The organism is Polyangium sp. 6x1, from assembly GCF_029946515.1.
In the GTDB taxonomy this organism is placed as follows: domain Bacteria; phylum Myxococcota_A; class Polyangia; order Polyangiales; family Polyangiaceae; genus Polyangium.
Genome location: NZ_JARZHH010000031.1, coordinates 56,395 through 80,525, shown reverse-complemented (window position 1 = coordinate 80,525; position 24,131 = coordinate 56,395). Strand labels below are relative to the sequence as shown.

Annotated in this window: 18 protein-coding genes; 8 read left to right on the top strand and 10 right to left on the bottom strand. The window is 70.1% G+C overall.

Going from position 1 to position 24,131, the window contains the following annotated elements; translation table 11 throughout:
• Window positions 1–101: 101 nt before the first annotated feature.
• Window positions 102–1,658, bottom strand: a complete 1,557-nt coding sequence (locus tag QHF85_RS26905; RefSeq protein ID WP_281330187.1) for a serine/threonine-protein kinase — start codon at window positions 1,656–1,658, stop codon at window positions 102–104.
• 295 nt (window positions 1,659–1,953) lie between these two features.
• Window positions 1,954–3,192 carry an SPFH domain-containing protein gene (locus QHF85_RS26900; RefSeq protein WP_281330186.1) on the bottom strand — a complete coding sequence of 413 codons (1,239 nt, stop codon included), beginning with the start codon at window positions 3,190–3,192 and terminating at the stop codon, window positions 1,954–1,956.
• 100 nt (window positions 3,193–3,292) lie between these two features.
• Between QHF85_RS26900 and QHF85_RS26895 the strand changes: the two genes are divergently transcribed.
• Genes QHF85_RS26895 through QHF85_RS26885 form a run of 3 tightly spaced genes read left to right on the top strand, consistent with a single transcriptional unit; the run spans window position 3,293 to window position 5,618 of the window.
• Window positions 3,293–4,411 carry a hypothetical protein gene (locus QHF85_RS26895; RefSeq protein WP_281330185.1) on the top strand — a complete coding sequence of 373 codons (1,119 nt, stop codon included), beginning with the start codon at window positions 3,293–3,295 and terminating at the stop codon, window positions 4,409–4,411.
• A gap of 20 nt (window positions 4,412–4,431) precedes the next feature.
• The gene (nikR, locus tag QHF85_RS26890) at window positions 4,432–4,902 is read left to right on the top strand and encodes a nickel-responsive transcriptional regulator NikR (protein WP_281330184.1); all 471 of its coding nucleotides are present in this window, start codon (window positions 4,432–4,434) and stop codon (window positions 4,900–4,902) included.
• On the top strand, window positions 4,899–5,618 hold the full coding sequence (locus QHF85_RS26885; protein WP_281330183.1) for an SDR family oxidoreductase: 720 nt from the start codon (window positions 4,899–4,901) through the stop codon (window positions 5,616–5,618). Before nikR ends, QHF85_RS26885 begins: the two co-directional genes overlap by 4 nt.
• A 4-nt stretch (window positions 5,619–5,622) precedes the next feature.
• On the opposite strand, the gene QHF85_RS26880 is transcribed toward QHF85_RS26885, so the two are convergent.
• The 3 genes from QHF85_RS26880 to QHF85_RS26870 form a co-directional block, all read right to left on the bottom strand.
• Complete coding sequence (locus QHF85_RS26880; protein WP_281330182.1) at window positions 5,623–6,453, bottom strand: SPOR domain-containing protein; 831 nt, start codon at window positions 6,451–6,453, stop codon at window positions 5,623–5,625.
• Window positions 6,450–8,264, bottom strand: a complete 1,815-nt coding sequence (gene argS / locus QHF85_RS26875) for an arginine--tRNA ligase (RefSeq protein WP_281330181.1) — start codon at window positions 8,262–8,264, stop codon at window positions 6,450–6,452. The genes QHF85_RS26880 and argS overlap by 4 nt, the downstream gene beginning before the upstream one ends.
• A gap of 77 nt (window positions 8,265–8,341) precedes the next feature.
• On the bottom strand, window positions 8,342–9,805 hold the full coding sequence (locus tag QHF85_RS26870) for an anthranilate synthase component I family protein (protein WP_281330180.1): 1,464 nt from the start codon (window positions 9,803–9,805) through the stop codon (window positions 8,342–8,344).
• Window positions 9,806–9,887: 82 nt separating this feature from the next.
• Between QHF85_RS26870 and QHF85_RS26865 the strand changes: the two genes are divergently transcribed.
• Window positions 9,888–11,261: a hypothetical protein gene (locus tag QHF85_RS26865; RefSeq protein ID WP_281330179.1), complete on the top strand. Its 1,374-nt coding sequence runs from the start codon at window positions 9,888–9,890 to the stop codon at window positions 11,259–11,261.
• A 5-nt stretch (window positions 11,262–11,266) separates the two neighbouring features.
• Here QHF85_RS26865 and QHF85_RS26860 read toward each other — a convergent pair whose 3' ends face one another.
• On the bottom strand, window positions 11,267–12,169 hold the full coding sequence (locus tag QHF85_RS26860; RefSeq protein WP_281330178.1) for a sugar phosphate nucleotidyltransferase: 903 nt from the start codon (window positions 12,167–12,169) through the stop codon (window positions 11,267–11,269).
• A 118-nt stretch (window positions 12,170–12,287) separates the two neighbouring features.
• Between QHF85_RS26860 and QHF85_RS26855 the strand changes: the two genes are divergently transcribed.
• Entirely contained in the window at window positions 12,288–12,785 is a 498-nt protein-coding gene (locus tag QHF85_RS26855) for a hypothetical protein (RefSeq protein WP_281330177.1), read from the top strand.
• A 1-nt stretch (window position 12,786) separates the two neighbouring features.
• Here the strand turns inward: QHF85_RS26855 and QHF85_RS26850 are convergent, their stop codons facing one another.
• The 4 genes from QHF85_RS26850 to QHF85_RS26835 form a co-directional block, all read right to left on the bottom strand.
• Window positions 12,787–13,884, bottom strand: coding sequence for a hypothetical protein (locus QHF85_RS26850; RefSeq protein ID WP_281330176.1), 1,098 nt, complete (start codon window positions 13,882–13,884; stop codon window positions 12,787–12,789).
• A gap of 82 nt (window positions 13,885–13,966) precedes the next feature.
• A complete protein-coding gene (locus tag QHF85_RS26845; RefSeq protein WP_136929637.1) occupies window positions 13,967–14,620 on the bottom strand; it encodes a DUF72 domain-containing protein in 654 nt (217 codons plus the stop codon).
• 521 nt (window positions 14,621–15,141) lie between these two features.
• Window positions 15,142–16,791: a TolC family protein gene (locus QHF85_RS26840; RefSeq protein WP_281330175.1), complete on the bottom strand. Its 1,650-nt coding sequence runs from the start codon at window positions 16,789–16,791 to the stop codon at window positions 15,142–15,144.
• Between the two features lie 125 nt (window positions 16,792–16,916).
• Window positions 16,917–18,536: a right-handed parallel beta-helix repeat-containing protein gene (locus QHF85_RS26835; RefSeq protein ID WP_281330174.1), complete on the bottom strand. Its 1,620-nt coding sequence runs from the start codon at window positions 18,534–18,536 to the stop codon at window positions 16,917–16,919.
• A 657-nt stretch (window positions 18,537–19,193) separates the two neighbouring features.
• On the opposite strand from QHF85_RS26835, the gene QHF85_RS26830 reads away from it, so the two are divergent.
• The 3 genes from QHF85_RS26830 to QHF85_RS26820 all read left to right on the top strand — a co-directional run bounded on the left by QHF85_RS26830 (window position 19,194) and on the right by QHF85_RS26820 (window position 24,037).
• Window positions 19,194–19,649 (top strand): hypothetical protein, encoded by a 456-nt coding sequence (locus QHF85_RS26830; protein ID WP_281330173.1) that lies wholly within the window; start codon window positions 19,194–19,196, stop codon window positions 19,647–19,649.
• 209 nt (window positions 19,650–19,858) lie between these two features.
• Window positions 19,859–21,664, top strand: a complete 1,806-nt coding sequence (locus tag QHF85_RS26825) for a cytochrome c (protein ID WP_281330172.1) — start codon at window positions 19,859–19,861, stop codon at window positions 21,662–21,664.
• Window positions 21,665–22,135: 471 nt separating this feature from the next.
• On the top strand, window positions 22,136–24,037 hold the full coding sequence (locus tag QHF85_RS26820; RefSeq protein ID WP_281330171.1) for a hypothetical protein: 1,902 nt from the start codon (window positions 22,136–22,138) through the stop codon (window positions 24,035–24,037).
• Window positions 24,038–24,131: the final 94 nt, after the last annotated feature.

Sequence of the window (24,131 nt, the reverse complement as noted above, 5' to 3'; positions counted from 1 at the left end):
CCCAGGAAGGATGGCGAGGGCGCGCGTCGGGTGTCAAGTCGAGCAAGCCCGGCAGCAAGAGCCCGTCATCAGCAGGTGATCGAGAACGCCGGCATCCCCGGTTAGCCCCACGGATCCACGACGTCTCCACCACCGCCCGACTTCTTCTTCGTCGTCGAGGTGGGCGGCGCGGTCGGCGTCGTCGCAGGCGCCGTCGCGGTGGGCGGCGAGCCTGTGCTCTTCAACGTCCCGCCGGTCGTCGTGCCAAACGGCCGCACCACGGCCGTCTGCGCGCCCGTCGGAGGCGGCGCGACCTGCGTGGTCTGCGTCGGCGCCGTCGGATCCTCGGTCGCGACCGTGGCCGGCGTCGTCACCGTCGGCGTCGGCGCAGGCGTCGCGACCGCGGCCGGCGTCGTCGGCGTCGCGGGCACCGTGGCCGTCGGCGTGGCCTGCGTCGTGGGGGCCGTCGCCGTCGCGTTCGTCGTCTGCGGGTTGAGCGGCGGCTGGATCGCGAGATACGCGACCACGCCGAGCGCGATCACCGTGGCCGCGGCGAGCACCACGACGAGCGGCCCACGCGCGGCCGACGCAGCGGGCGCCTCGCGTTTTTCCGCGCGCGGCGGGCCGATCGCCTGCCCTTCCTCGCCGAACATGAGGTCGCCGCTCTGCGGGATGAGCCCCATCGCCTCTTCGAGCGCGGCCGCGAGCTCCGCCATCGTGGCGAACCGCTCGGCCGGGTTTTTCGCGAGGCAACGGTTGATGATCTCGCCGAGCGGCCCGATCTGCGTGGGATCGGGGACGCGTTGCTCGACGGGCACGGCCGCGCCGTGGATGTGCTGATCGAGCACGCCCTTGAAGCTGTCCGCCTCGAAGGGCACGCGGCCGGTCAGGCACTCGTACATGATCACGCCGAGCGCGTAGATGTCGGTGCGGTGATCCACCGGCTGCCCCATCGCTTGCTCGGGGCTCATGTAGTGCGGCGTGCCGAAGATGATGCCCTGGCGCGTGACGCGGCTCGTGCCCGCGATCTTCGCGAGGCCGAAATCGAGCAGCTTTACGAACTCGCGATCGCCGCTGCGGACGAGGAAGACGTTGTCCGGCTTGAGATCGCGGTGGATGACGCCCGCCTCGTGCGCCGACGCGAGGCCGAGCGCGCACTGGAGGCCGATCGCCGCCGTGCGATCCGCCGGCAGGATCCGCTCGCTGCGCAGCACGCTCGCGAGCGAGCTGCCCGTGAGCAGCTCCATCACGAAGTACGGGACCTTCGAGCTGAGCGGCGCGCTCTTGTCCGGAACGACCTCGCCGAAGTCGCTCACGGCGACGATGTTCGGATGCCCGATCGCCGCGGCCGCCTTCGCTTCCTGGATGAACCGCGTGACGATCTGCGCGTCCCGCGCGATGTCGGCGCGCAGCACCTTGAGGGCGAACCTACGACCGAGCGTCGTGTGCCGGACCTCGTACACCGAGCCCGTGCCGCCCTCGCCGAGCACCGACACGACCTCGTAGCGCGCGTCGATGATCTGGCCGATCAGCGGGTCGGCGTTCGGGTTCCAGTCCGGCGCGTCGATGAGCGCATCGCCGTCGTACGGGCAGAAGCGCACCTCGCCGGAGAAGCACTTGTCGCAAGCGGGGCAGCGCCGGGCGCGCGCCCGCTTTTGCTTGCCGTCCGTCGCGTGCAAAGCGTCCCCGGCGGCTCCGTTCGACTCGCGAGGAGGGGCGGGCGAAGGCGCCGGAGCGTCGTTCCCTATGCGGATGGTTCGCGCCACTGAACAACTCTACCCGAGGAACCGGCTGGCCGCGTCCTCAAAAAGGGTCTCCCGCGCGGGGACAAACCGTCGGCCCCCGCCGCGATCCCCCGAGCCCCACGGTATCAATGCGCCCGAGGCTCGGGCAACCTTCTCGAACGTTACGAAGCACGAGCGCCCGCGGCTCCCGCGAGGCGCCCGTGCCCTCCCGTCGAGGCCGATCGGCCGCTCAGATCTCTTCGAGGATCTTCGCCTTGCGCGCGTTGAAGTCCTCTTCGCTGATGAGGCCTTGCTGCTTCAGCGAAGCGAGCTTCTGGAGCCGCTGCTCCACGCTCTGCGCGCCGCCGGCCGCCTGCTGCTGCGGCTGCTGCGGAGGCTGCTGCTGGGCGTATTGCGGCTGCTGGAAGTTCTGCGGGTGCATCATCTGCGCCATGCCCATGCCGATCGCGGCCTGCGCGCCGAGCTGCGCGACGCCCGTGTTCCCGCCGCCCTTGGCCATGCCCTCGCCGGCGCCCATCATCGCCTGCCCGGCCGCGTAGTTGTTCCAACCCGGGTTGGTCCCGAGGTACTGCGCGTTGCGCGCGTCCTGCTGGAACTTCTGATCGAGCTGGAACTGGTTCGCCCGCGCCGTGTCCGCCGCGATCCCGACGCCGCGACGCGCCTCGGCACGCGCCTTGTTCGCCTCCGTGAGGCGCTTCTGATCGTCGGCCGCGAAGTTGATGTTGAAGTTGCCGATCTGCAGGATCTTGACCCCGATCTCGTCGAGGTTCGGCGCGCTCTGCTGGATGCGCCCCGCGATCTCCATGCTCATGCCGCCGAGGTTGAGCAGGCTCTTGCCCTGCTGGGCACACATCTGGCCGATGACCGTCTTCACGCTCATGAAGAACAGGCCCTTGATCCAGTTCAGGATCACGTCGTTGTCCTGCGCGCCGGCCGCCTGGCCGTGGTAGCCGATGACGAACCGCACCGGGTCCGTCACGACGAGCGAGAACTCGCCGAAGATGCGCGGCGTGACGAACTCGTAGAGGATCGGATCCTCCATCGACTCGAGCGGTCCGCCGAACGGGACGCTCCGGATCGGCTGCATCTTCACGAAGTAGATCTCCGCGATGAAGACGTCGCCGCCCGTGAAGCTGTTGATGAGGTTGTTCAGGAACGGGATGTTCTGCGTCTGCAGCGTGTGACGCCCCGGCGGCAGGTAACCCACGTACTTGCCGTCCTTGAAGAAGAGCGCGCACTCGTCGCTGTCGACGGTGAGCTGCGACCAGAACGGGACGTTCTGATCCGGGTGCTTGTAGACGATGAGGTTTTTGAACCTATCGGGGCGCGCGATCATCATCTCGCGCACGCCACCCTTGACGAAATCCATGATCCCCATGTCGAGCTCCCTGCTCTCCGCCCGCGAGCCGGCGGGACGGACGCCTTGCCACGTCATGCGGAACCCGCTTTTGGCAAGCCCGCTTCCCATGGCTCGAACTTTTCGCCGCGACGGACCGCGACGTCGGTGAGAATAGTGCCGAGCACGGTCTCCAGCAATGGCAAGCCGGCCGGAAGAGCACAGGTCCACCATGGTCGCCCCCATCGACATCAGCTCCCTGCCAGGCCCGGCCCAGAAGCTCGTCGACCCGAGCGCGCCGCCGAAGCTGCAAGAGCTCGCCGCGCGCGGCGTCGCGCCGGGCCTCAAGCCGGCCGACGCCCTCGCCGTCGTCGTGCTCCTCGCGAAAAGCGAGCGCGCCGAGGTCGCCAGCACCGCGCGCGCGACGCTCGCCGCCCTGCCCCCGCCGCTGCTCGCAGGCGCCCTCGGGAGCGACCTCTCCCCCGCCGTGATCGACGCCCTCGCGAGGGCCTCGGACGGCAAGGTCGAGGTCCTCGAAAAGCTCGTCACGATGCCGCGCGTCGATCTGGAGACGATCGAGCACCTCGCGCGCACGGGGACCGAGCTCGTCACCGAGCTCGTGGCCACGAACGAGGCGCGCCTGCTCGCCCACCCGCGCCTCATCGAGCTGCTCTACATGAACCGGGCGACGCGCATGTCCACGGCCGATCGCATCGTCGACCTCGCGCGTCGGAACGGGCTCGAGCTCTCCGGGATCCCCGCCTTCCGCGAGGCCGCCGCGGCGCTCGAAGGCGAGCTCGTCCCCGAGGCGTCCGAGGAGCCCACGCCCGACGACGTCCTCTTCGCCGAGACCGCCGCGCTCGCCGACACACTCGCCTCGCCCGCGCCCGAGGACACCCACGAGGCGAGCGACGAGGGCACCGAGGCCGTCAAGCCGAAGTTCAGGCCGCTCTACAAGCTCATCGCGGAGATGAGCGTCAGCCAGAAGGTGCGGCGCGCGCAGCTCGGCTCGAAGGAGGAGCGGCTCCTGCTCGTGCGCGAGAGAAACCGCCTCGTGGCGAGCGCCGTCGCCCGGAGCCCCATGCTCCAGGAGGACGAGGTCAACCTCATCACGAAGAACCGCAACGTCTCCGAGGAGGTGCTGCGGATCCTCGGCTCGAACGCCGAGTGGCTGAAGAGCTACACGATCAAGCGCAACCTCGTGGAGAACCCGAAGACGCCCCTCACCATGTCGACGCGCCTGATCCCGCTCCTCCGCGAAGCCGACGTCCGCCAGCTCGCCAAGAGCAAGAACGTGACGGCCGCCATCCAGGAGGCCGCGCGCAGGCACCTCGACCGGAAGAAGCAGTGAGCTGATACGGTGTGCGAACGATGAGCGACCTCGTCCGCTTCGGCGTGGCCATGGACCGCGCGCTGCTCACCGAGTTCGATCGGCGCATCGCGGCGCTCGGCTACGAGAACCGCTCCGAGGCGATCCGCGATCTCGTGCGCGCCGATCTCACGCGCGCCGCGTGGGACCGCGGCGCCGCCGTCGTCGCCACGCTCTCCGTCGTCTACAAGCCCCACGTGCGCGCCGAGGTTCTCCGTCTGTCGGAGCCCGAGTCCCTCAGCGCCGACCTCGTCGTCGCGAGCCAGCACGTGCGGATCGATCGCGATCGCTACCTCGACACGCTCGTGCTGCGCGGCCCCTCGGAACACCTCTCCGCGCTCGCGGGCAAGATCGCCGGCACGAAGGGCGTGCTCTCTTGCGAGCTCCACGTCGCCGCCTCCGTGACCGACGACACGCGCCCGAACGACGCCCACGTTTCCCACCCGAGAGACAGAGACCAGGAGCAGGGATGACGATCGCCCACGATCCGAAGCGTATCCTCGTCGTCGGCGCCACCGGCAGGCTCGGCGTCGCCATCGCCAAGGCCCTCGTCGAGCGCGGGGACCACGTCGCCATCACGGCCCGCAGCCAGCCGCGCCTCGACGCCCTCGCCGACGAGCTCACGCGCGAGCCCACCGGCCGCCCCACCATCGTCTGCGCCGATCTCAGGGATCGCGACGCACCCGAGCGCATCGCGAAGGGCGTGCTCGAAGGCGGACGCCTCGACGGCGTCCTCCTCGCCTGCGGCCCGTTCCCGCACACGCCGCTCGAAAAGCTCTCGCGCGAGGACCTCGAGAACACGCTCGCCGTGCACGCGGTCGCGCCGCTCTTGCTCGTGAACGCGCTCTCCGAGGAGCTCACGCGCACCGAGGGCGCGGTCGTCGCGCTCGTCGACGCGGGTGTCACGCGGCCCTTCCCGAACCACGTCGCGTACCTGACCGCGAAGGGCGCGCTGCAGACGGGCCTGCGCGCGCTCGCCGTCGAGCTCGCGCCGCAGGTGCGCGTCAACCTGCTCGCGATCGGCATCGTCGCTGATCCCGAGGCCGACGCCGATCCGACGCGCCTGCATCGCCTCGCCGCCCGCTCCCCGCTCGGACGCTTCGGTACGCCCGCAGAGGTCGTGCACGGGGCGTTGTCGCTCTTCGACGCGACCTGGGCGACGGGCGAAATCTGGGGGATCGGGCGGTAAGCGATTACTGCGCGGCGCTCTCGTCCGGGAGTTTTCCGGCGGCGTCCTTCTTCGGCGGCTCGACGATGAACGTGACGAGTCGCTCCTTCGCTTCAAAGTCCTGCCGGTAGATCGTGGCCGAGTGCTTGTACTTGAAGGGGCCGATGCGCACGCGGTACCAGAGCCCGCGGCCCTTCACCATCGCGGGCTCGACGTAGGCGCGGTGGCCCCTCCGGCGCAGCGCGGCGGCGAACTTGTCGCCCTCCTGCTGCGTCTTGAACGAGCTCACCTGGAGCTGGTACTGCCCCGGCCCGCCGGCCTCCGCGGACTCGGCGCCGTCTTCCCGCGCGACGTGCTTCGCCATCTGCGTGAGCGTGTCGCGACCCGCGGCCGAGTCCGGCGGCGCCTGCAGGATGTGCTGCGCAGGCAACGGCGACGGCGGCAGCTTGTCGGCGACCGTCTCCGGCGGCGGCAACGGGAACGCCGCGGGCGTGGCCTCCGGCGCCGGCTTTCCGGACTGCGGCGAGCGCACGGCTTCGAGCGCCGTCGTGTTCTTCGTGTCGGAGAGCATCCCCGGGAAGGTGATCTCGTGGCCGGCGAGATCCGGCTTCTTGTCCACCTTCACGCCCGCGGGATGCGCCTTCGCCACGAGATCGCCGAGCGGATCGACGTTCGCGGGCTTCTCCTTCACGGGCGCGCGGAGCAGCGCGACGGCCGCGAACATGATGCACGCGCCGCCGAGCGAGGCGAGCACGAGCGCCGAGGCGCGCGACGGTCGCGCGGCGGGATCGGCCTCCTGGATGTCCTCCAGGTTCTTGATGGCCCCGCCGTCTCCCATGTCCGAACGTACGGTCATGACGCCTCGGCCTCCTCTTCTTCTGCCGCCGCCGTCGCTTCGCCTTCGAGCTTGTGCATGCGCTCGAGGGCGGTGATGCCCGCGAGCTTGAGCCCCGCGGCGTACACCGTGCGGATCGACTCGATCCAGAGCAGCCGCGCCTCGCTCTTCTGGCGATCCCACCTCTCCTGCCAGCCCGCCTCCGCCGTCTGCGCGTCGAGCGGCAGGATCGTGTCGCCGTCCTTCTTCAGCCGCGTGAAGTAGCTCTGGAAATCCTGCGAGAGCTCCTGCAGGTAGAACAGGATCCGGTGCGGCTCCCGCAGCGCCGCGGCCTCCGCCACCACGCCGGGGAAACGCCCGAGGCGCCCGAGGATCGCGAGCTCGTCCGGGTGCTCGAGGCGCGCCGCGAGCGCGGCCGAATGCCTGGGTACTTGGAGCCCAAACTTTTCCTGGGCGCGGCGCAGGATCGAGCAGAGGCGCGCGTAGCCGTACTGCAGGTAGAAGACGGGGTTGTCCATCGAGGCCTTCTTGGCGAGCTCGATGTCGAGATCGATCGTCGTGTCGCTCCGCCGCGCGAGGTAGAAGTAGCGGAGCGCGTCGGCCCCGGCGCCCTTCCGCCGCGCCGCCTCGTCGATCTCGTCGACGACCTCCTCGATCGTGACGAGGTTGCCGAGCCGCTTGCCCATCTTGTAGGGCTTGCCGTCGCGCAGCAGGTTCACGAGCTGGTAGAGCACGACCTCGAAGCGCTCCTTCGGCAGGCCGAGCGCCGCGAGCGCGCCGCGCACACGCGCCGTGTAGCCGTGGTGATCGGCGCCGAGCACGTTCACGAGCCGATCGTAGCCGCGGCCGATCTTGTCGGCGTGGTAGGCGATGTCGCTCGCGAAATACGTGTAGTACCCGTCGCGCTTCTTCACGACGCGATCCTTGTCGTCGCCCTCGTCGGTGCTCTTGAAGAAGAGCGCGCCTTCGCGCTCCTCGAGGTAGCCGCGCGTCTGAAGCTCCGCGAGCGCCGCGCCCACGCGGCCCCAGCGATGCAGGCTCTCCTCGGAGTACCAGCCGTCGAACTGGATGCGCAGCGACGCGAGCGTCTTCTTGATGCCCGGCAGCGCCTTCGAGCCCGGCACGCCGTCGAGCATGCGCGTCACGCACACGCGCGCGAGCTCGTCGACCTTGTCGTCGGCGATGAGCTCGGGGGTCGTCTTCTGCAGCCAGGCGACGAGATCCTCGAGGTAGTCGTTCTTGCCGTAGCCGCCCTCGGGCGGCTCGCGGCCGAGCGCCACGGCGAGCACGCTCGCCGCGAGCAGCCGGATCTGGTTGCCGAAGTCGTTGATGTAGTACTCGCGCGTGACGCGGTGCCCCACGGACTCCAGCAGCGTCGCCACCGCGTCGCCGAGGATCGCGCCTCGACCGTGCGAGATGAGCAGCGGGCCCGTCGGGTTCGCGCTGACGAACTCCACGAGCACCCGCTCGCCGAGCCCCGCGGGCCCTCGCCCGAACGCGGGCCCCGCGGCCATCACGTCGCCGAGCACGCGCTGATAGATCGCCGGCGCGAGGCGCAGGTTCAAAAAGCCCGGACCGGCGATCTCCACCGCGCGGATGTCGGGCTCTTTGCCGAGCCGCTCGGCGAGCAGCGTCGCGATCTCCCGAGGCGGCTTCTTCGCCGCCTTCTGGATCGCGAGGGCCGCGTTCGTCGCCAGGTCTCCGTGCTCGGGGCGCTTCGGACGCTCCACCGAGAACGCTGCCGACGTGACTTCCGACGGCAGGACCCCACTCCCCGCCAGATCGGTGAGTGCTCCCACCACCAGATTCCGAACTTGCTCTTCGACGCCCATCGTACGGGCGGATTAGTACCCCGAGGCCGCTCGAACCACCAACTTTCTGTCAACACATAATCTTACACGAGCGCACATCAGGACCCCACGAAGGCCCGATTTGCCGCTTTTTCGAGCTGCACGGCCTTCCAGCGGGTCTCTTCGAGCTCGCGGGCGGGGTCGGAGTCGGCGACGATGCCGCCGCCGGTGAAGTATTCGCCCTCACGACCCTGGAGCACGACGGTGCGGATGGCCATGGCGAGGGTGACGCTGCCGTCGTGGGCGACGAGGCCGAAGCCGCCGGTGTAGAGGCCGCGGCGAGCGCTCTCGAGGCGGGCGATGACCTCCATGGCCCGGACCTTGGGCGCGCCGGTGACGCTGCCGCTCGGGACCATCGCGGCGAGGACGTCGTGCCGGGTCGCGCCGGGCCGCGTCCACGCCCCGAGCAGGGCCTCGCGGTGGTGGATGGTTCTGTGCGTCACCACACCGGGTCCGTGGAGAACCTGGACCGATCCCACGGCCGCGACACGACCGAGATCGTTACGTTCCACATCCACGATCATCGTGAGCTCGGCGTTTTCTTTGGGATCCTGGTCGAGCTCCTGGACGAGCGCGGCGTCCTCGCGGGCATCTTTTCCGCGAGGACGCGTGCCCTTGATGGGACACGTGAACAATCGACCGAAAGGTACCGAATTCAGAACGGCCCTCTGTGGTTGATCCCCTCCCCGATCCGGCCGATTTCGCCCCTCTCGCAGGTTCGACATGAAGGGTCGCAATTTATCTCCCCGAAACTCCAAACCTTCGGGGAGATGCCTCGTTTGGGCTTCGAGGAGCAATTCCGGTGAGGTGGACACCACCGCCAGATCACGACCCAGGTGCAAGCACGCGGCGAACGGGGACGGCGCGGCGGCGCTCAGGCGGCGGTGCAGGTCGAGCGGCTCGCCGCGCACGAGCGACACGAGGAGCCGTCGCGCCAGGTTGACCTGGTAAAGCTCCCCACGGGCGATGAGCTCCTTGGCGGCGAGGATCCGCTCCAGGTGGAGCCGCGTCGGCTCGGCGTCCGCGACCTCGACCGCGAACGGCCCCCGCCCCGCAGGCGCAGGCGTCGCGAGCAGGCGCCGCGAAAGCGCCTCGACATGGTCGTACGTGACGCCGACCACGAACACGCGACCCTCGGCGTGATCCACGACGACGACGGCCGGGTACCGGAGCCAGAGCGGTCGTTCGAGCATCGCCCGCGGCCGCCGATCACCTTCGCGGGGTGACCAGCCGGGACGTTCGAGGTGCCGGTGTCCTTCGTACGGGAGCACGCCGATCCAGCGCGGGACGGACCGAAACGTGCCCGTCGCGCCGCCGAACGGGAAATCAGGGTCGTCGGCGAGCGGGTCGAGGGCGCTCGACGTGCGATCGGGGTCACACGCGACGTAGGAGAATCGCGCGTAAGGGCCGGGAGTGCGGTCGGCCGCGTGGAGCAGGGCGAGGCGGTCCGCAGAGGCTTCGCGGAGGCGATCGGCGAGGGCGATCGGATCGGGCGCGAGGGGGAGCTGTCGACCGACGAGCACGGCGAGGTCCCTGCTAGCACGGGGGGCGCGCGGCGCGGCGGCCAGATGAAAAGCGGCCAGGCTCGGGCTACGCTCGCGCCGCGTGAGCGCTCGAATGGACCAGCGCGCTGGGTGGCTCGTGGCCGCAGCCCTCCTCGGGAGCGGATGCAGCGAGGAGCCGATCGAGCGGACGTTGCAGATCGTGACGGGACACGAGGAGGACACGTTCTCGGCCGCGCCCGCCGTGACGAAGGTCCGGATCGAGGCCAAAACGGCGAGCGGGACGAGCTTCGCCGCCGAGACGACGCCCGGCGGGACGTTCGACCTCGGCGACGTGCCCGACGACGAGCCGCTCGGCGTCGAGATGACAGGGACCACGGCGGACGGGGCGACGGTCGTGCGCGGGCGGTCGCTGACGGGGATCGTGCCGAGCGCGTTCGTGAGCAACGTGCCGGTGTTCGTGCAACGCGTGGGGCGATGGGCGCGGCCGCCGGGAGGGCTCGTGCGGGCGCACGTGGACGCGCCGGTCGCCGTGTTCGGCGAGCAATACCTGGTGACGACGGGCGGGAGCGCGGCGGCGAGCGCGGACGGCGCGGCCGAGGTGCGGCTCGGCGATTCGTACGATCTGCTCGGCTGGGGGCCGGCCGTGGCGGACGCGTATCCGCTCGAGGCGCGGACGATCGTGGGACGGCCGAGCGGGATGATGCTCGTCGGGGACGCGGGCGCGACCGCCGTGGACGCGAGCGGGATGTACGCGGTGGCGTGGCCGGAGAGCGCGGGCACGTTCGCAGATGTGGCCGGCGGGCTCGTGGTGGAGTCGCCGTCCGGCACGAGTTACGTGGTCGGCGCGACGCGGGCGGGGACGGCGACGGACGAAGTGCTCGCGGTGAGCGCGGAGGGTGTGCTCTCGGTGCTGCGATTGTCGGCGGCGCGGAAAGGCGCGGCGGCGGCATGGGCGCCGGGCGTGGGGCTCGTCGTGGCCGCCGGGAGCGCGAGCGCGGCGGGGTTCGAGGTGCTGCCGGAGGACGGGACGGCGTTCGTCCCGAGGGACATGCCGGCGGACGCGACGGAGGGCGCGGCGGCGGTGGTCGCGGGTGATGGGAGGATGGCGCTCGTCGGCGGGATCGACGCGGCCGGAGCGGGCGCGAAGACGCGGACGTGGAGCCCGAGCTGCACGTCGGAATGCGCGGCCAAGGAGGTGGCGGGCGCGGAGCTTCCGGTGGGGCTTTCGCGATCGCAGGCGTTTTCGCTGGGCGGATCGCGGGTGATCGTGGTCGGGCACGAGGCGCTCGGCGCGAAGCTCGTGCGCTCGTTCATGATCGATCTCAGCGAGCCGGCCGTGGAAGAACGTCCCCTGCGGGAGCCACGCGCGGGCGCGACGGTGGTGGCCGCGCCGAACGGGACGCTCGCGATCCTGGGCGGCGTGCTCGAAGACGGCTCGCCCGCGCTGCACGTGGAGACGTTCTTCCCGGATTGATTCGTTCAGACGCGGACGATCGTGCCGCTCCCGAGGACGATCGCGCGTTCGAGCGGCGCTTCCACGGTGGCGCCGGGCCAGACCACGACCTCGCGGAGCGCGCCGCGGCCCGTCACCACGACGTGATCGCCGAGGACGCAACGCTCGAAGGAGACCGTGGGCGGGCGGCGCACGTCGCGACCGAACAGGCCGTCCTCCCCGGCGCACATCCGCAGGTTCTCCTCCAGGTACCCCTCGGGGGTACCCAGGTCGCAGAAGCTCGACACGACAGCGCTCGCCGCGACGCGCTCACCCGCGCGGAGCGCCGGCAGATACACGTCCCCGACGAGGCAGCCCTCCGCGGGCAAGCGCGCGCGCCCCGCCTCGCCGAGGATCTGCACCCCCACGAAGTCCGCGCCCCGCACCTCGCGGCCGAACGTCTCGCCGCGCAGCCGCACGACCGCCCCGTCCTCGCCAAGGCCCACGGTCCCCTCCCCGATGCGCGCCTCGTCGGGATGCCGGAGCGCGACGGCGAGCGTGGCGATCGCGCCCGCAGCCCTCGCGCGCGCGTGGCCTTCTTCGAGGGCGGAGATCGAGAGATCCGCGAGGATGTCGCCGTTCCACACGAGCACCTCCCCCGGCCCGATCGCAGACGCCGCAGCCGCCACGCCGCCCGCCGTGCCGAGGATCTTCGGCTCGTGGAGGACACGCGACGCGATCGGCAGCTCCGCGAGCAGGCTCTTCGTGAAGCGCTCGGCGAGGTGGTGCGTGTTGAGCACGACGCGGGTCACGCCCGCACGCGCGAGCCTGTCGACGATGTGAAAGAGCAGCGGCCGGTTCCCGACCCACACGAGCGGCTTGGGCAGCTCGTCGGTGATCGGTCGCAATCGCGTGCCGAGGCCGGCGCAGAGGATCATCGCGGTGGTCATGGACTTCCCGGGGCTCGCGCGCGCCCAGGACGGCCAGACGTTCCGTCGGGGCGGCGCGGCGGCGCGTAGCTTTGCGGAAAGCTCGACGCATGGCCAAGAGCCATGCTACCGGACCGCCGTGCGCGTGCGCCCGACACCCCGTCACCTCCTCGCCGCGGCCTTCGGCTTGCTCGTCGGCAGCGCCGCCAGCGCGTGCGGCACGAGCAGCGTGGGGCTCGACGCATGCCGGGAGATCGAGTCGGCGCGGTGCGAGGCCACGCAGGCCTGCGGCGCCACCGAGGCCGAAGCGACGTACTGCATCGACCTCTACCGCGATCAATGCCTGCACGGCCTGCAGAGCGGCGTCGAGCCCGGGGCCGACGCCACGGCCCGCTGCGTCGAAGCCGTGCGCGCCGTGGCCGCCTGCGCGCGCGCCGGCGCCGCGAGCATGGCCGACTGCCCCGCCGAGCCGCTCGTCGCAGGCGCGGATCCCGCCGCGATCACGCCGTGCACCGTGATCACACGCAAGCCCGAGCGCCTCGCCGACTGCGCGTTCGTCGCGAAGCCCGAGGACGCAGGCACGACGCCGCCGGCCACGCCCGACGCGGGCGACGCAAGCGACGCCGCGATGGAATGAATCAGGGGTTCGGCGGCGGCGGGCAGCCGAACATCTGGAACGACGCGATCGGATCGGTCTCGGCAGGGCAGCCCGGCGTATCGGGGTTCGGATCCTTCGGCACGCCGAGCACCGCGGGATCAGCGTCGAAGCCAGCCGCGAACGAGACGGCATTGCAGGGCTTGTTCGGCTCGGGCGGGCCGGTCTGAACGTCGAGGCCGCGGCAGAACGCATCCTGCGTCGCGCCCCAGAAGATGTTGTCGGTGCAGAACGGTTTTCCCGTGTCGTCGCGGAAGCTCTGCACCATGCGGAAGAGCTCGAGCTGCGGGATACGCCCCGCGATGAGGCCATCACGCAGCACCCAGCGGTCGAGCTCGTCCTTCGTGATCTTCGCCTGGATCGTGCCGGACGACAGGTTGATGTGGAGCCGCGTGTTGCCGCCAGCGATCGCGATCCCGCCCGTCGGCGCCGAGACGACGAGCATGCCGTCGGTCACGTACGCGTCGTTGTCGAAGTACTTCGGCAGCCCGTTCTCGATCGTGCTCGTCGAGAGCGGCCAAGCGTCGTTGCCATCCCAGGCCGGCTGAGCCGCAGTCCCTTCGCTCCCGTACCAGGCGACGCGCACCTTGGAGTCGTTCGGCTGGCCGTTGTAGTCGCTGACATGGAAGATGAGGCCCCAGTTGCCGAGCTCGGCGAACAGGCTGTAGCGCTCCGACAGGTCCTGCACCTGGAGCGCAAGCTCGACGAGGCCAAAGAGCGCGGGCATCTGGTTGTCCCGCCCCATCGCCTTGTCACAGCTCAACTTCTCCGGCTGGCCCGCCGGCGGGATGCACGACCGCTCCTCCCCCTGACAGCTACAAAACCGGTCGAGATCGAGCCCGAGATCGCCGCCGTCCCTGTCCGTCTTCAAGCGGAGGACACGCAGCGCCACGACGAACTCGACCTCAGGCTCGGCGTCATTCGGGGGCGTCGGCGCCGGAGGCCCCGGCACCGCGGCATGACCGCAGGTCTCGACAGGCTCGAGCGGAGGCGTGTACTTCTCGAAGCCTTCGAGGGCACAACTCGACGCCAGCACCAAGGTCGGCGCGAGCAGGAAGAAGCTAGCCAGCCAAGCGCGCACGATCGCAGCCTAACGCAAGCCCCCGCCCGCGAGAAGCGGCGCGCGTGAGGCACCCAGCGCGAACGGCGGCGAAGCGCGAACTTTACAGCTTCAAGGCCTTCTTGAAGCGCTTGGCATCCGCAAACATGTCGACGTTCGTGAACACGTACGTCGCATCCTTGTGGTGTCTGCCGCCCCGAGCGATGTCAGCGAGCTTTTCGATCGCCGGATCCTCGTACCGCGACTTGTGACCCGCAGGCCCATGCAGGCGGTAGTACCCCGTCGGCAGCTTCGAGAGGCCCGAGACGAGCGGATCACGCGCCGCAAGAGCGCCAACCTCCTGCGTGAGCTCATCACACTCGTCAGGATCCCACCCAGGCGCAGGCTCATAGACGACGCGGTCGAAGCGCGAGCGCACCGCATGGAGGAACTCGCGGAGCATGCCCTTGTTCGTCTTGCTGGGCGCAAACTCAGGCGGCGCCACGAAGACCGCCGTCTTCGCCTCGAGCTCCTCCGCGACGCCCTCGAGACCCTTGAGCGCCGTCTCGATGACCTTGCCGTCCCGGAACCCCTCCTGCCCCACCTCACGCGGACCAAGCAACGCGAACCGAAACCCCTCCGGTGCCTCACGCCGCCACCGCCGGATGGTGCCAGGGCCAGGCATGGACATGTGGGTTTCCTGCACCTCCACGAACATGAATTCGCGGAAATACCGCGTCGCTGGGACGGGAAAGCCGGCGCAGCCGACGGTAATCATCGCCCCCACGGTAGCCTAGGTGTCGCTGTTTGTCATTGCTGGAGAAAGGCCCCGCGAGGAGGAGGGCGCACACCAGGGGAGGCCAGTGGGCAAACCCGCCCTGAAGCGTCGCGCCGGGGTTTCACCCCGGACCCCGACCAGGGGTTGTCCACCCCTGGACCCGGACCAGGGCCAGCCCTGGACCTCCAGGCATCGACTGCGCGAAGCGCAGTCGATGCGGGGAGAGTTTTTAAGCTGTCCACCCCGCTCTGCAGGCGAGCCCTGGACCGTTTGAGGAAGAACTGCGCGCAGCGCAGTTCTTCCCACAGGCCGTCGCTGGTACCGCCTCGCCAGTCGAAACGTCCGTGCGGCTGTCTCAGTTGGCAGGATCGCCCGTGGTCTTGACCTGGCCCGTTCGATGAACTGCGCGGAGCGCAGTTCATCGACCACGAGTCCAGCGCTTGCGCTGGTCCAGGTCCAGGAGCGGACAGCTCCTGGTGGGGCCTGGGGCAAAGCCCCAGCGAGGCGCCATCGAGAAGAGTCTACTTCGCCGCCGTCGCGCTCTTCTCCACGTCGCGCCCTGTCGCATGCTCAAGCCGCGTCCGGGCCACGAGGATCCCGACGCGGGCATCCACGCGGCGTAGACGTGCGCGCGTCACCTCGGCCTCGGCGTCGACGAGTGCCACGCCTGTCGCGCGTCCTGCGCGGAAGAGCTCGTTCTGCACGCGCAGGCCCTCCTCTGCTGCTGCGAGACCGCGATCGGCTGCGTCGATGTTTGCTTCGGCGCGCTTCAGCTCTGCGTAGGCCGACGCCACCTCGAGCTTGAGCCCCTGGAGGAGTTGCTCCTTCTGCGCGGCGATCTGCTCCACGCGCGACTTCGCCTCGGTCACGGCGGGGATCGTGGTGAGCGTATCGTTGATGGTCCAAGAAAGTCGTACGCCTGCGTTCCACGTGAACCGGAACTCGTCCGTCTGCGGGAAGACGCGCTGGTTTGGGTTCTGGTACTGACCCTCGGCGAACCCGTCGATGCGCGGGAAATAGCCTGCGCGGGCGAGCGAGACTTGCTTCTTCAGCGAGTGCTCCGTCTCGTCGAGTGCGCGGATCTCCAGCCGCCGCGCGAGGGCCTCGTCTTGCAGCGCCGTGAGCTGCGCCGTGCTCGGCTCCGCTGGCGCGTGCAGCACGTCCACGCCGATCGCGAGCGCCTTTCCGGCCGGCAGCGCGAGCGAGATCCGGATCTGCTCCTCCGCGAGCGAGGCGAGCGCGTCCGCGTCGGCCTGGACCTGCTGCGCGGACGCGACCTGCGCTTCGAGGCGCAGCACGTCGGCCTTCGAGATGAGCCCCGCCGCGAAGGTGTTCTGCGCGTCCTTGAGGTGCGCCTCGGCCTGCGCCACGGCTTCTTTCGCCACGACTGCGCTGCCCTTGGCGCGCACCCAATTGAAGAACGCGACCTTCGCGTCGGCGGCGACCGTCAGCCCCTCGGCTTCGAGCTCCAGCCGCTTCGCGCTCTCGGCGTGCGACGCGGACGCGTAGCCCTGCGAGATGCGCAGCACGTAGTCCGAGATCGGCAGCGCGATCGAGGCCGTCAGCGAGTACGAGTTCAAGAGCACGGGGAACGAGAACGCCGGGGCCTGCACCGCCGTGATCGCCGTACCCGCGATGTCCGTGACGCAGTCCCCTGACAAGGGCGGCGGGCACGGCCTCGACACGAGCGGCCCTGGCTGCACCGGGATCTGCTGCGGGTTCGCCGGGTCCAGGTTCGTGCCCACGTAGGCCGTCGACGGCGCGCCGAGCACGTTCTCGACGCGCGACAGGCGCGTGTAGCCTGCGCCCACGGTGACGCGCGGCAGGTAGTTCAGGAGCGCCTGATCGACGCGCGCGGCGGCGGCGCGGAGCTCGGCCTGCTTGACGCGCAGCGACGGGCGGATGCGAAGCGCGATGCGCGCGGCTTCGTCCGGGGTCAGGCCTCCGGACTGGGGCGCGAGGGCTTCTGCGATGCGATCGGTCGCGGGAGGGGGCGGCGCGGGCGCGGCCGCGGGGGTGGCGGGAGCGGGTTGCTCGCGGGCGGCGGGCGCGGGTTGCGCGAGGGCCGCGGCGGGTGCGCCGAGCAGCAGGGCGAGCGTGCATGCCGAGAGGATGCGCTTCTTGCTGCGGGGCGAGGACGAGGACGCGAAACGGGAGGCAGAGGACACCATGTTGACCCGCCGGTCACTTATGGGCGCCCATCGCTCCCGTCAAGCGTCCTCGCGTCGCGGTTCGTGCGCACGGCACGAGAGACGACCGTGGGGGTTCGTGACCCCCCGGTCGGGACGGGGTCGTCTCAGGCCTTCGGGGCCTTGCGGCGCCGGGCCCGGACGAGACCGAGACCGAAGAGCCCTGCGACGAGGAAGGCCGACGCGCCGGGACGCGCGCTGCGCGCTGCGGAGCATGCCATGCCGCCTTCCTCGGACGCGAGCTCGTCCTCGGCCTCTGCGGTCTCCTCGTCCACGTCGGCGTCGTCACTGGCCTCTGCGTCGGCGTCACCGAGCTCGGCAACCTCGACGTCCTCCTCCCCTGCGATGGTCAGCGCTTGGGCCGCGGTGCCGACGTTCTCGTCGTCGCCCCGCGCTTGCCGCGCGCCCATGCCGACTTCCAGGGCGCCGATGTCGATCCGCCCGTCGGTCCGGCCGAGCGAGCGACCGAGGGATCCATTGCCCGCGAGGGGCGGAGAATCGACGGGGATGCGGAGCGGCTCGGTGAACGGCGCGGCGGCCGGGCTCTGCGGGTAGGTATTGCCGGCGTCGCGCAGCGGGCTGTTCGCGGCCGGGACGGGCTTTGCGCCGCTCGGATCCACGAACACGGGGTCATTGCCTTGGAGCGTGTGGACCCAGACGTCCGGCACATCGGATCCGCTCGTGATCCAGTTGTTCGATCCGCCGAGGATCGCGTGGCCGCGCGACCATTTCGCGTCCCTGTCGCGGAACAGCGTCACGGCGCCGCCGCCCACGCGGAAGAATACGTTGTTGTGCGCCTCCAGGCTCTCGAGCCCGTCGTAGAGACGGAAGACGGCCTTGCTGCCGGCGAGGATCGTGTTGTTCACGAAGCGATATCGACCGTTCGTCTGGCCGGCGCCGTCGCCGCCGAGGCGAACGACGGGGAAATCATTGCGCTTGCGGAGAACGTTCCCGACCACGTCCGAATCCTCGCGGAGCACGTTCTCCGGGAACTCCTCGGAGCCGATGAGCTCGAGCTCGTGGAATTTGGCGCCCTCGATCCAGTTGCTATAGATCTCGTTGCGCCCGGCGCGGCTCTTCACGTTGTGGCCGCCGTTCCCGTCGTGCACGTAGCAATGCTCCATGCGAAAGACGGCGTCGGGGTACATGCGCTCGTCGGTCGCCACGTAAATCGGGTGCTTTCGCTCGCCCTCGCCGGCGTGGTGGACCTCCACGTACTGGAGCGTGAGCGAGCCGGACTCCGTATCGGCGCCGAGGATGCCGTGCGCGGGGCAATCGTGAACCACGCTGTCGCGGATCGTCACGTCGTCGGCGTGGTTGAAGACGCAGCGGAAGCTGCCGCCGGTGATGTCGAGCCCCTCGAGCACGTAATGGTTTCCGTCGATCTGGACGGTGTTCTTGCCGCCGCGGAAAACGGGCCTCTTGCCGTTCTTTCGCACGCCGCGGATGGTGATCTTCGCGCCGGGAGCGCCGCTCTTCCGGAGCCGGACGTCGCCGGGGTACGAAGCATCGCCCTCGACCTCGACCACGTCGCCGGGGGCGAGGCGCGACGCCACGGAGGCGAGGTCGGGGTATGATTTACCCGGACCAACTTGATACGTCGCCGCGTGGGCGAGCGAGCCAGAAGAAATGACCGCCGCGCCTGCGAACAAGCCCACGACGAAGGTCTTCTTGGCGCGCTCCGAAAGGATCGAAGGAATCGAGGCGCCAACGCGTGTTTCGTTCATGCCCATTGAATGGCAGCCCGCCAGACCGTCTTCAAGGCATTTAATGGGTATGTCAAGGCCGTTCGGGGCCGAGCATCACCATCATCCAGCTTTATGCTGGGAAGCGACCCCACCTTCACGCCATGGTTTGCGCGCACTCGCCGCATTCGTGATCGATGGGTGTGCTCGGCGCGCCAGGGGAGCCGTGCGGAAAATGCGCGGACTCCCGCCTCCGACCCGCCAAGGACCGGTCCGGCCGCCCGAAGATCGGCTTGGCGCTCCTCCAAAGACACCTCCGGACGCGCCACCTCCTCTTCGGTGCTCCGCCAAAGACACCTCCGGACACGCCGACCTCTCTTCGGCGCCCCGCCCGAGACCCCTCGAGGCGTCCCGACCTCCCTTTGGCGCTCCGCCAAAGACACCTCCAGGCGTCCCGACCTCCCTTTGGCGCTCCGCCAAAGACCACGAAAGGCCCCCCGACCCCTCTTTGGCGCTCCGCCAAAGACCACGAAAGGCCCCCCGACCCCTCTTTGGCGCTCCGCCAAAGCCCTCCCCGGACGCGCCGACCCTCTTTGGCGCATTCGCCCGCCCTTTTTCCGCCTCCGACGCAACGGGCGATTCCATTTGCGCTTTCACGCATCCGACGACATCGAGAGGGCCGAAGCCTCGGAGGTCTCGATGCCCGTTCAGTCCCACCGGCGCCCGGAGCTGCGCGCGTCTGTCGTGAAGTTGCTCGAAACCCTCGTCCCCGCCGTGCGGGACGGAGGCGAAGTGCCGCTCCTCTCGATCGTGGAGAGCGTCGCCGGCGATCGATTGAAGCCCGAGGTTCGAAAGCACCTCGAATCCCGCGGCAACGCCGTCTTCCGGCGCGAGGGCCCGGCGATGGCCTTCCTCAACGAAGGCCCCGCGCTGCGCATCCCCCTCAAACGATTCGATCTCCGCGTCGCCGCCCGCCTCTCCGGCGAGGCCCGCCTCGTCGACGGCGGCGCCGAGCTACGCTTCCGCGGCGCCGAGACCCTGAGCGCGAGCAAATTTCTCTTCTCCGTGCGCCTCGAAGGCATCGAAGCCACCTCCTCGCGCATCTACGTCGACATGGAGGGCGACTCCTTCGACCAGGTCTTCGAGCTGGTCTGACATCCGCGTCATAGCGGCGCCGGCTGGCACACCGTTTCCCGCCCAGCGCGAACCGTCCTTCACGCGCGCACGCCCTCCCCTCCGATGTGCGACCCCGCCCCCCGTTCCGGATTCCGTTTCATGAACGCGCAGTTGGCGCGAGCCCCCGAAGCGGCGAGAATTCGACAAGGGTTGGCTTCTTATTTGCCAAGCCGGAGCGCGGAGGCCTCATGCGAACCCATCTTCGACGCCCGCTCGCCTTGCTCCTCGTCTCCCTCGCCGGCGCCGGCATCGCTGCCGGATGCTCAGGCATCGACGACACCTTCGTCCCCAACCAGGACATCGCCATCGCCGCCGTCTCGCCGCCTGCCATCTCAGGTGGCACCCTCGCCATCTCCGGTGACGGTCACACCGCCGTCGCGGCCGATCCGGATCGCGACATCGTCTGGATCGTCGACCTCGAAGCCGGCGCGCTGAAAGCCAAGGTCACGCTCGAAGAGGGCGACGAGCCCGGGCGCGTGGCCATCGACAACAAGGGCCGCGCCCACGTGGCCCTGCGCTCCGGCGGCGCCGTGGCGTCGATCGACGTGGCCGGCGGCAAGCTGATCGAGCGTCGCCAGGTCTGCGCGACGCCGCGCGGCGTCGCCTACGACGCCGAGAAGGACAACCTTCACGTGGCCTGCCAGACGGGTGAGCTCGTGACGCTGCCGGCGAACGGCGGCGCGGCGACGCGCGTGCTGAAGCTCGACCGCGACCTGCGCGACGTGGTGGTGCAAGGCGACAAGCTGCTCGTGAGCCGCTTCCGCTCGGCCGAGGTGCTCGTCGTGGGCATCGACGGCAAGATCTGGCAGCGCGAGGCGCCGGCGAAGGTGAAGGCCTTCGATCCGTTCACGGGCGGCGAGTCGCACTTCGAGCCGGCCGTGGCGTGGCGCATGGTGTCGCGGCCGAACGGCGGCGCGATCATGGTGCACCAGCGCGGGACGGCGAACGCGGTCGTGATCGAGCAGCCCGGCGGCTACGGCAGCAGCGGCGGCTGCGACGGCAGCATCGTGCAGACGACGGTGACCGAGGTGGAGCCCGGCGACGAGACCGTGCCGATCGTGATCCCGCCCGTGGGCGGCGCGACGCTCTCCGGCTCGGCCCTGCCCGTCGACATCGCGGTCTCCCCGAACGAGAGCGAGGTGACGATCGTGGCCGCCGGCAGCAACGCGATCCTGCGGACGTCGCGCAGCTCGGTCGTGGCCCCTCCCGAGCCGGGGAACTGCGATCCGTCGATCGGCGAGCAGGTGCCTGGCCAGCCGATCGCGGCGCAGTACTGGGGCAGCGGGCAGCTCGCGGTGCAGCTGCGCGAGCCCGCGGCGATCTACCTGCCGAACACGCAGCAGACGATCGTGCTGCCCGGCGAGAGCCGCCGCGACACGGGCCATGACGTGTTCCACAAGAGCGCGTCCGGCTTCAACTCGCTCGCGTGCGCGTCCTGCCACCCGGAGGCGATGGATGACGCCCGGACCTGGAACTTCAACCCGATCGGGCCGCGCCGCACGCAGTCGATCCGCGGCGGCATCCTGGCGACGGCGCCGCTCCACTGGGACGGCGACATGGAAGACCTCGGCCACATCATGAGCGAGGTGTTCGTGAACCGGATGGGCGGCCAGCCGCTCGGCCCGCGTCAGTCGCGGCTCGTGGGTCGCTGGATCGACGCGCAGCCGGTGCTGCCGAAGGGCGAGATCGCCGACACGACGGCAGTGGAGCGCGGCAAGGTGCTCTATTTCGACGCGAAGGTCGCGTGCGCGAGCTGCCACAGCGGCGAGAAGCTGACGAACAACGACTGGGCCGACGTCGGCACGGGCAAGAGGTTCCAGGTGCCGACGCTGATGGGCATCGCAGACCGCGCGCCCTTCATGCACGACGGCTGCGCCAAGTCGCTGCGCGACCGCTTCGACCCGGCCTGCGGCGGCGGCGACAAGCACGGCGTGACGTCGCACCTGTCGCCGGCGCAGGTCGACGACCTCGTCGCGTACCTCGAGACGCTGTGATGCGGGAGTGATTGGGGCTTCGCCCCAAACCCCAGAAGGGGGCTGTCCGCCCCCTTCACCCCGGACCAAGCGCGGCCTGGACCGAAAGCGGAGAAACCGCGCAATGCGCGGTTTCTCCGACGGGCCCGTGGCAAGACCAGCAACCACGTTGCCAACCAAGACGGCAGCGCTGCCCCACCAACTGGCACCTTTTTCCCTGTCGACAGCGCGCATCGCGCGCTGTCGCCCCTCGTTCAGGGCTGGCCCTGCAAACGGGGCGGACACCTACAAAAAATTTCCCCGCATCGACTGCGCTTCGCGCAGTCGATGCCCAGAGGTCCAGGGCTGGCCCTGGTCCGGGTCCAGGGGTGGACAACCCCTGGTCGGGCCCGGGGTGAAACCCCGGCGAGGCGCCGCCCCGTCGACGCAAGTTTCTTGCGCATCCCGTAGGATCCTCGTCAGGAGCCGCGCGATTGGGTAGACTCCCGAGGCGTGAACGTCGAACAACGAATCGCGGCGCTGGAAGCGCTCCTCGACAAGGTCCAGAAGAACGCCGCGTTGCCTCGGCCCGAGCGGGCTGGGATTGGCTCGCTGGCGGTGACGCCTGGGGACGACGTGGTCGGCGCTCCGATCCCCACGATCGCTGAGGCGGCGACGCCCATCGTCACCAAGAAGCCCGACTTCAGCGAGGACCTCTGGGACGAGGCGCCCGGGAAAGATGCGCCGCCTCCGAAGGCTGTGGCCATCGCGGCTCCGCTGCCTGGCCTCAAGGAGGGCACGCCGAAGACGCCGCCGGCTGCTCCGGCCAAACCCACGCCTGCCGCTGCGGCTGCCAAGCCTGCGGCGGTGCCGGGTCCGAAGCCCATCACGCCCGTCACCACGGCTGCCAAGCCCGCGGCTGTCGCGCCCACCGCCGCCAAACCTGCGGCCGTGCCCGGCCCGAAGCCCATCACGCCCGTCACCACGGGCGCGAAGCCGGCTGCGACGCCTGCCGCGACGCCGGCTGCCACGAAGCCGGCTGCGCTGCCGAAGCTCACGACGCCTGCTGCGACGACGCCTGTTGCGACGAAGCCGGCCGCGAAGCCGGTCGAGGAGCTCAAGAGGACGCTGCCTGGCGTTGGCGATGGCGAAGAGGCTGGCGACTCGCGTCCGCCGCCGCTCCAGGATTCGGATGCGATCACCGCGCCGCTCGCCCTGGCGCCCGAGCAGATCGAGGCCCTCATCGGGACCGAGCCGAAGAAGCCGGAAACGACGAGCACGGGTTTGCCCTCGGCGATCGTCGAGGACGGCGACGACGCCGAGCCGACGAAGCTGTTCGAGCCTGCCTCGACGTCCAAGCCGAGCGCCGCGCTCGCTGCCGCCCTCGCGAAGTCGGCCGAGCCGGAGAAGAAGCCCGAGTCCGAGAAGAAGCCTGTCCTCGAGACGAAGCCCGAGCCCGAGGCTGCCATCGAGCTCGAGGCTGCCGAGCCCGAGAAGAAGCCCGCGTCCGAGAAGAAGCCTGTCCTCGAGACGAAGCCCGAGCCCGAGGCCATCGAGCTCGAGGCTGCCGCGTCCGAGAAGAAGCCCGAGCCGGCGAAGAAGCCCGAGCCGGAGGAGGCCTCGATCGAGCTCGGCGCTGCGGAGCTCGAGCCGAAGCCGGAGTCGGAGAAGAAGCCGGTCGCGAAGCCGCCTTTGCCGACGAAGAAGCCCGAGGTCGAGAAGAAGCCCGTCGCCGAGACGAAGCCGCCGGTGGAGAAGAAGCCGCCGGTGGAGAAGAAGCCGGTCGTCGTGGCGAAGGAGCCGGAAGAGACGAAGCCGGTCCAGGAGCCGAAGAAGGGTTTGCCCGGGTGGCTGCTCGTCGCCGCGGCGCTCTTGCTCATCGGCGCGGGTGTGTTCGTCGCGATGCAGAAGGGCTGGATCGGCGGCCTGCCCGGCGGGACGCAGCCCGGAAACACGGGCAGCACCGTGACGCCTCCGCCGACGCCCACGCCCACGGAGACGGCGCAGACTGCACCCACGACCACGGACACCGCGGGGACGGCGCCGGCGCCCTCGGACAGCGCCGTGGCCGCTCCGCCCGGGAGCGCGTCAGCCGCGCCCGCGGGCAGCGCTTCGGCCGGTCCCGCGGCGAGCGCTGCGCCGACCGCGGAGGCGCCGCCGGCGAAGGATCCGGCGACGCTGCCGGCGACGCGTGGCGTCCTGACCGTGGCCTCGAACAAGCAAGCGCTCGTGTTCTTGACCGGCAAGCTGGTCGGCAACACGGGCGAGCCGCTCGAGGTCGATTGCGGTCCGAAGTTCGTCCGCCTCGCCGAGCCCGGCGAGACGAACCCGACGAAGGCCAAGTGGCTCACGCCGGGTCAGTCGGCCGTGATCAACTGCCAGAAGGCGAACACCGTCACCATCAACGTGCCGTGAAGTGAAGGCTACCGCGCGAGCGGTGCCACGTTGAGGAAGCCTCGAGGCCAAGCGCCTCGGGGCTTCTTCGTTTCGAACGCGGGTGGCGCGGAGC

What these genes read in the sequence shown, in the direction of transcription:
- QHF85_RS26845 (WP_136929637.1), bottom strand. Translation starts at nt 14,620, where the DNA reads ATGATTACCGTCGGCTGCGCCGGCTTTCCCGTCCCAGCGACGCGGTAT.
- QHF85_RS26830 (WP_281330173.1), top strand. Translation starts at nt 19,194, where the DNA reads ATGCCCGTTCAGTCCCACCGGCGCCCGGAGCTGCGCGCGTCTGTCGTG.
- QHF85_RS26880 (WP_281330182.1), bottom strand. Translation starts at nt 6,453, where the DNA reads ATGACCGTACGTTCGGACATGGGAGACGGCGGGGCCATCAAGAACCTG.
- QHF85_RS26840 (WP_281330175.1), bottom strand. Translation starts at nt 16,791, where the DNA reads ATGGTGTCCTCTGCCTCCCGTTTCGCGTCCTCGTCCTCGCCCCGCAGC.
- QHF85_RS26885 (WP_281330183.1), top strand. Translation starts at nt 4,899, where the DNA reads ATGACGATCGCCCACGATCCGAAGCGTATCCTCGTCGTCGGCGCCACC.
- QHF85_RS26835 (WP_281330174.1), bottom strand. Translation starts at nt 18,536, where the DNA reads ATGAACGAAACACGCGTTGGCGCCTCGATTCCTTCGATCCTTTCGGAG.
- QHF85_RS26895 (WP_281330185.1), top strand. Translation starts at nt 3,293, where the DNA reads ATGGTCGCCCCCATCGACATCAGCTCCCTGCCAGGCCCGGCCCAGAAG.
- QHF85_RS26900 (WP_281330186.1), bottom strand. Translation starts at nt 3,192, where the DNA reads ATGGGAAGCGGGCTTGCCAAAAGCGGGTTCCGCATGACGTGGCAAGGC.
- argS (WP_281330181.1), bottom strand. Translation starts at nt 8,264, where the DNA reads ATGGGCGTCGAAGAGCAAGTTCGGAATCTGGTGGTGGGAGCACTCACC.
- QHF85_RS26860 (WP_281330178.1), bottom strand. Translation starts at nt 12,169, where the DNA reads ATGACCACCGCGATGATCCTCTGCGCCGGCCTCGGCACGCGATTGCGA.
- QHF85_RS26825 (WP_281330172.1), top strand. Translation starts at nt 19,859, where the DNA reads ATGCGAACCCATCTTCGACGCCCGCTCGCCTTGCTCCTCGTCTCCCTC.
- nikR (WP_281330184.1), top strand. Translation starts at nt 4,432, where the DNA reads ATGAGCGACCTCGTCCGCTTCGGCGTGGCCATGGACCGCGCGCTGCTC.